The sequence below is a fragment of the Kitasatospora sp. MY 5-36 genome, assembly GCF_001182915.1.
Taxonomy (GTDB): domain Bacteria; phylum Actinomycetota; class Actinomycetes; order Streptomycetales; family Streptomycetaceae; genus Kitasatospora.
Genome location: NZ_LFVW01000486.1, coordinates 1 through 6,656 on the forward strand (window position 1 = coordinate 1; position 6,656 = coordinate 6,656).

A 6,656-nucleotide genomic window follows, 5' to 3' on the forward strand; every position below is an offset into this window, starting at 1 on the left:
CGCGCCGGGCCCGTCGGCGGACTCGGCGGCTGGCTCCGGCGGGGCCGGCGGCGCGGACGGCGGCTCGACCGGCACCGCCGGCGGCTCCTCCCCGGCGAACTCGGTGAGCAGCCCGAGGACCGTCACCGACTCCAGCGGCTGTCCGGCCAGCCCGGCCAGCAGCCGGACGGTGTACAGGTTGTACTCGCAGATGATCCGGTGCGCGGCGAGCGGGTCGCGGGCCTCGATCGCCTCGACCAGGTCCGGGTGGCGCTCCCAGCAGACCCCGCCCAGCGCGGGCAGCTCCCGCAGGTAGCGGGCGGCGAACATCCAGGACTGCACCCGCAGCCAGTCCAGGTAGTCGGCGATCCGGCGGTTGCCGAGCAGCGCGCCGACCTCCTGCCAGAACCGGCGGTCGCAGCCCACCATCACGTCCAGGTTCCCGGCCCGGGCGGCCCGCACCGCCGCGTCGGCCCGGCGGTGCAGCGAGGACAGCCGGCTGAGGTCGGGCAGCGCCCGGCGGGCGGTGTACTGGCGGTGGAAGCTGTCGGTGATCAGGACCCGGGACTCGAAGATCTCCAGGAAGTCGTCCCAGCCGAGCTCGGGCACGGTGAAGCCGCGGTGGTGCTCGGCCCGCAGCAGGCCCTGCGCGCCGAGGTCGACCAGGGCCTCGCGGGCCGGGGTCGCGGAGACGCCGTACAGCTCGGCGATCTCCTTGACGGTGAAGTTGCGGCCGGCCGCGAGTCGGCCGGCCATCATCTCCTCGCGCAGCGCGCCGGCGATCTGCTCGCGCAGGCTGTTGCGGTGGATGACGGGACGGGGGGTGTCGCCTGCGCCGTTGTCAGGCATGGGCGCGACCTCCTCGGGCGGGCCGACCGGGCAGGCCCTCGTACGGGCCGGCGGGGAACACGACGAGTGCTCATCTTCTCAAACCCGATCGACCCAGGTACGAACCAACCCTCTGGAACGCCGTCCGCGGCGCCCCGGCGCCGTCCCGACCGCGCCCCGTCCCCCGCTCCCGCCGCCGCGCCGGCCCCCGCTCCGGGCGCCGCTCCGGCTCAGCGCTGGACCGGCGCCGGGATCCCCAGCAGGCGGTCCCGCAGCACCGGGAACTCCTCGCGCGCCTTGGCCACCTCGGCCGGGTCGAACTCGACCGTCAGGACCTCCTCGTCCGCCCCCGCCTCGGCCAGCACCCGGCCCCACGGGTCCACCACGATGCTGTGCCCGGCCTGCTCGACCCCGGCGTGCGTCCCGGCGGTGTTGCAGGCCAGCACGAAGGCCTGCTCCTCCACCGCCCGGGCCCGGGCCAGCAGCGTCCAGTGCTCGCGCCGCCGGGCCGGCCAGGCCGCCGGGACCACCAGCAGCTGCGCGCCGGCGTCCAGCAGCGCCCGGAACAGCTCCGGGAAGCGCAGGTCGTAGCAGGTGGCCAGGCCCAGCGTGGCGAAGTCGGTGGGCGCGGTGACGATCTCCTGCCCGGCGCCCATCACCACCGCCTCGCCGCTGTCGAAGCCGAAGCGGTGGATCTTGCGGTACGTGTGCACCAGCTCGCCGTCCGGGGAGAACAGCAGCGAGGTGTTGTAGATCGGACCGTCCGGATCGCGTTCGACGATCGAACCGGCGTGCAGCCAGACCCCGGCGGCCCGGGCGGCGGCCGACATCACGTCCGAGGTGGGCCCGTCCAGCGTCTCCGCGCCGTCCGACCAGAGGTCGTAGGCGAAGCCGCCGAGCGGCCACAGCTCCGGGAGGACCACCAGGTCGGCACCCTGTTGCGCCCGCACCAGGGCGGCCGCCCGAGCCCTCCGCTCGGCGGGCGGCTCCGCGTCGGAGACCGCGAGTTGGATCAATGAAGCGCGCACAGTACCACCGTCCACGGCAAGAGACCTACGATCGTCACCCGAAAGCGCTGCCCAGCTGTCTCCCGGCAGCGTAACGTGCGGTTAGCGTGTGCGCCGGGAAAGCCGGACCATCCCGGTCGGCCGTGACGGCGGGGCACAGGCGGCAAGGAAGCTGACGGAGGGCCGGAGATTCCCGTGACGGACAACCAGACCGTGCAGGCTTACACCGAGGCGTGGACCCAGACCATCGAGTCCATATCGGAGCTGGTCGCCCCCCTTCCCGAGGGCTCCTGGAACCGGGCCACCGAGTGTCCGGGCTGGTCCGTCCGGGACGTCGTCTCGCACGTGATCGCGGTCGAGTCCGACCTGCTCGGCGACCCCCGCCCGATCCACTCGCTGCCGCGTGACCTCCGTCACGTGACCTCCGAGTTCGCCCGCTACGTCGAACTCCCGGTCGACAAGCGCCGCTGCCACACCGCGCTGGAGATGACCAGCGAGCTGGAGTACACGATCATCCGGCGCTCCCGGGCGCTGCGGAACGCCAAGCAGACGCCCGAGGAGCCGGTGCGCTGGCCGGCCGGGCCGCTGGCCAGGGACGTCCCGTACCACGAGCTGCTGCGGAGGCGGGCCTTCGACGTCTGGGTGCACGAGCAGGACCTGCGCCGGGCCCTGGAGGCCCCGGGCAACCTGGACGCCCCGGCCGCGCTGATCACCCGGGACGTGCTGCTGGAGCTGCTGCCCAAGGCCGTCGCCACCAAGGCCGGGGCCCCGGCCGGAACGGCCCTGGTGCTGGACGTCACCGGCCCGGTGGAGTTCCTGCGCACCGTCCGGGTGGACGCCACCGGCCACTGCACCGTGGACGAGTCGATCAGCCTGGCGCCCGACGTCCAGCTCACCATGGACTGGGAGACCTACCTGCGGCTCGCCTGCGGCCGCGGCCGGCCCGGCCCGGTCTCCGTCGAGGGCGACCAGGAGCTGGCCGAGCGGGTGCTGGCCAACTTCTCGGTCACCATCTGAGGCGGACCGCCCGGGGCCCGGGGCCGGACGGCCCCGGGCTCAGCCCGCCTGCGCCGCGACCTTCCGGCGCAGCCGCAGGATCATCGCCGTGCCCACCGCCAGCGGGACGTACTGCCAGCAGAACGCCCAGCGGAAGGCGTCGGCCGAGTACCCGACGGCCCCGTCCGGGGAGAGCGCGTCCAGCAGCACGCCGATGCCGAAGAGGGTGATCATCGTGCCGATGAAGCCGCCCATGTTGACGATCCCGGAGGCGGTGCCGAGCCGCTCCGCGGGGTTGCGGGCGCGCGCGTAGTCGAGGCCGACGAGCGAGGCCGGGCCGTTGCTGCCCATCACCAGGATGATCCCGACCAGCAGCCAGGTCGGCGGGTGGCCGCCGGGCCAGGCCAGCACCAGCGCCCAGCCGAGCGCGGTGGTCACGACGACGGTCAGCACGATCGGCATCCGGGCCCGCGCCGAGGCGGAGAGCAGCCGGCCGAAGAGGAAGCCGAAGCTCATGTTGCTGAGCACCAGCAGGGTCAGCAGCCCGCCGGCCCCCGCCCGGGACATGCCCTGCGCCTGCACCAGGTAGGGCAGGCCCCAGAGCAGGCCGAAGGCGTTGCCGGGGAACTGGGTGGTGAAGTGGATCCAGAGCCCGAGCCGGGTGCCCGGCTCCCGCCAGCAGGCGAGGACCTGCTGGCCGACCTTCGGCCGCGCCCCGGTCGCCCCGCCCCTCCCGGCCTCCCCGGGCCGGGCGGCGGCCTCCTGCGGGGGCGTGTCCTTGAGGAAGAGCGCGACCAGCGCGAACACCGCCACGCCCAGCAGCGCGATCGCGGTGAAGGTGGGCGTCCAGCCCTCGCTGTGCAGCGCCTGGGCGAGCACCACGGTGGTGACCAGGTTGCCGCCCATCCCGGCCAGGCCGGTCAGCTGGGCGACGAACGGGTTCCGGGCCGCCGGGAACCACCGGGCGGCGATCCGCAGCACGCTGATGAAGGTCATCGCGTCGCCGCAGCCGAGCACCGCGCGGGAGGCCAGCGCGGGGCCGAAGGAGGAGCTGAACGCGAAGGCCAGCTGACCGGCGCTCAGCAGCAGGACGCCCAGCAGCAGCACCCGGCGCGGCCCGAACCGGTCGACCAGCAGGCCGACCGGGATCTGCATGGCCGCGTAGACCAGCACCTGGAGGATCGAGAAGGTGGAGAGCGCCGAGGCGCCGATGCCGAAGCGGTCGGCGGCGTCCAGTCCGGCCACGCCGAGGCTGGTGCGGTGGATGACGGCCAGGATGTAGACGCTGACGCCGACGGACCAGGCCAGCCAGGCCGCGCGGCCGCCGGGCGGCTCGAATACGGGTCCGGGCACCGGCGCTGACGCCGGCGCGGGTCCGGCCGGGGGCCCGGCGGCGGGTCGGGGAGCGGGGACGGACGGGGACGGGGCTGGACGGGCGGGCTCCACGGTCATAGTCCGACCAGATTAGTCATCCCATGATTGGACGCCCAGATGCGGGGCGCGCACCGCGCCTCAGCCGGTCAGCGTCCAGGACACCGAGCGGGTCATGTGGCGCTCCCGGAAGGCCTCGTCCCGCACCCAGTCGGTGGTGTCCTTGACGGTCGCCGTCACGGTGGCCGGCCGGCCCGGGGCCAGCTCCAGCGGGGCGGTGTCCAGCCAGGAGCCGTCGGGGGACTGAGGCGTCACCGGGACGCCGTTCACCTTCCACTCCACCTTCAGCTGCCGCGGGCCGGTCAGCGGCAGCGGCCGGACGTCGAGCCGCGGCCGCCCGGACACCTCGCCGGGGGCCGGCACCGGGGCGTCGGTCGGCCGGACCCTGCGGTACAGCTCCTCGACGATCGCCTCGCGCGAGGGGAGGTTGTACGCGCTGCCGAGGGTGCGCATCACCGAGTCCGGGGTGGGCCGGTAGAGGCCGTTGGCGCTGCGGTACGCCCCGACCACCCCGGCCCCGTCCGGGGACTCGGCGCCCAGCCAGCGCCACCACTTGGTCTGCTTCCTGCGCATGTCGTCGGCGTTGAGGGTGGCGAGGTTCGGGTAGTCGGCGTCCTCCGGGGCGCTGTCGTACTCGTCGCCGAGGTCCCCCACGGTGTGCCCGATCTCGTGCTGGATGATCCGCCCGGCGTCCGGGCTGCCGCCCGCCAGGGTGGTCACCCCGGTGCCGCCGGCGCCGCCGTACTCGGTGGAGTTGGCCAGGGCTATCAGGTACTGCGGCCCGGCGCCGCCCCCCGCGTACCGGGCGGTGGCGGCCTCGTCGGCGCAGAGCAGCCGGGCGGTGCCCTCGCACCAGAAGTGCATGCCGAGCGGGGTGGCGGTCTTGCGGCCGCGGCTCTCGGACTCCGCTATCCCGGAGACCGGGGAGACCACCTCGACCCGTCTGATGTTGAAGAAGCCCTGGTAGGTGCGGAAGGGCTCGATGTCCATCAGCGCGTGCCAGGCCTTGTCGGCCTGCTGCCGGAAGAGCTCCTGCTCGCCGGCCGTGTAGCCGTCGCCGAGCAGCACCAGGGTGATCCGGTTGGCCGGGTCCCCGGTGCGGCGTATGTCGACGGTGGGGGCGGCCGCGGGTATCCGCTGGTCGGCCTGGAGGGCCGCGTGCGGCGGCACCGCGCGGTCGGCGGCGGCCCCCGGCCCGATCACGCCGAACGGCGAGGGGCCGACCAGCTCCAGGGCGCCCGGGAGGGCGGCGGCGGACACCAGCACGAGTGCGGCCAGACTCCGGACGAGACGGCCAGGGTTGCCAGGCGGCATACGGGTGCGTCCTCCGGGTTCCGGTCACCCGGCGTCGCCCGGGTGGTGGAGCGGAGACGTACCCGGGCGGCCGGGACTCCCCTATCCGGCCGCGAAAAAGTCACCGACCTGGCCGAACGATCCGTACTTTCCGGATCATTCAGGTCATACCAACCATCACTCGGACGGTCTCCGAGGCCCGCCGAAGAACTCCGAAAAATTCTCGGAACCCACCTGCAACCCCTGACGGGGATGCGCGTCTATACGGATGAAGGCACGGAGAGCGAGACCGGCGGAGCCGGGGGGCGCTTCCGCTCGTGAAGCAGCGGGGCCGGTCGTCTTCGCCCACACACCGTCAGACCCATGACCCTTGGGGAGTCACGTCATGCGCACGTCCGTTATCACCCGTTTTGCGAAGAACGACCGCGCCTTCTCCGGCCGCCGCCGCATCGCCACCGTCGCCGCCACCGTCGTCCTCGCCGGCGGCGTCCAGTTCCTCGCCACCGACACCGCCTGGGCCTGCGGGGACCACCGGCTCAACGGCGCGTACGAGGCTCCGGCCAACGTGCCCGGACTGTCCCCGGACACCGCCATCGTCTCCGCCAAGTCCTCCGTGGTGGCGGACGGCAGCTGGAACGAGGTCTCCGTCAAGGTCACCAACAAGGCCGCCGAGGACGCCCACGGCATGGAGCCCTTCCTCGGCATCCACACCCCGGGCTCGGGCGCCGCGGCCCGCCTCAAGGACGTCAGGATCCAGTACGAGGACTACACCGGCGCCTGGAAGAACCTCCAGCTGCTCGACGGCTGCTCCCGCGTCGTCGACATCACCGGCTCCCAGCGCCAGCGGATGGCCGCCAACAGCTCGGCGACCTTCAAGTTCCGCTACTCGCTGGCCGCCGGCACCCCGGACGGCGTGACCACGATCGACCTGCTGGCCTCGACCGAGATGGCCGGCTCCCAGGGCCCGGGCGACTCGGGCTTCAAGACGGTCAAGGTGACCCACCCCCAGGACACCGCCGGCACCAAGCCGACCACCCCGGCCAAGCCCAAGCCCACCCCCACCAAGGACACCAAGCCGGCCCCGGCCAAGCCCGCCGCCGAGCAGACCAAGGACACCGCCGC

The 6,656-nt window shown here is 73.7% G+C and carries 6 protein-coding genes; 2 read left to right on the top strand and 4 right to left on the bottom strand.

The genetic code is table 11. The annotated features are described in order from the left end of the window. The coding region (locus AE652_RS27830; RefSeq protein WP_063780287.1) for a GntR family transcriptional regulator at positions 1–828 on the bottom strand (828 nt) is incomplete at its 3' end. 209 nt (positions 829–1,037) lie between these two features. Then, positions 1,038–1,835, bottom strand: a complete 798-nt coding sequence (locus AE652_RS27835; protein WP_049656341.1) for a carbon-nitrogen family hydrolase — start codon at positions 1,833–1,835, stop codon at positions 1,038–1,040. Between the two features lie 174 nt (positions 1,836–2,009). Here AE652_RS27835 and AE652_RS27840 point away from each other — a divergent pair, with 174 nt between their 5' ends. Further along, the gene (locus AE652_RS27840; protein WP_049656343.1) at positions 2,010–2,831 is read left to right on the top strand and encodes a maleylpyruvate isomerase family mycothiol-dependent enzyme; all 822 of its coding nucleotides are present in this window, start codon (positions 2,010–2,012) and stop codon (positions 2,829–2,831) included. A 39-nt stretch (positions 2,832–2,870) separates the two neighbouring features. Here AE652_RS27840 and AE652_RS27845 read toward each other — a convergent pair whose 3' ends face one another. Continuing rightward, positions 2,871–4,262, bottom strand: coding sequence for an MFS transporter (locus tag AE652_RS27845; RefSeq protein WP_082346019.1), 1,392 nt, complete (start codon positions 4,260–4,262; stop codon positions 2,871–2,873). A gap of 60 nt (positions 4,263–4,322) precedes the next feature. Next, entirely contained in the window at positions 4,323–5,555 is a 1,233-nt protein-coding gene (locus AE652_RS27850; RefSeq protein ID WP_107086555.1) for a M64 family metallopeptidase, read from the bottom strand. Between the two features lie 364 nt (positions 5,556–5,919). Here AE652_RS27850 and AE652_RS27855 point away from each other — a divergent pair. Continuing rightward, on the top strand, positions 5,920–6,656 hold a 737-nt coding region (locus AE652_RS27855; RefSeq protein ID WP_049656348.1), incomplete at its 3' end, for a hypothetical protein.

Coding starts and splice junctions, on each gene's coding strand:
- AE652_RS27845 (WP_082346019.1), bottom strand. CDS start 4,262: ATGACCGTGGAGCCCGCCCGTCCAGCCCCGTCCCCGTCCGTCCCCGCT.
- AE652_RS27850 (WP_107086555.1), bottom strand. CDS start 5,555: ATGCCGCCTGGCAACCCTGGCCGTCTCGTCCGGAGTCTGGCCGCACTC.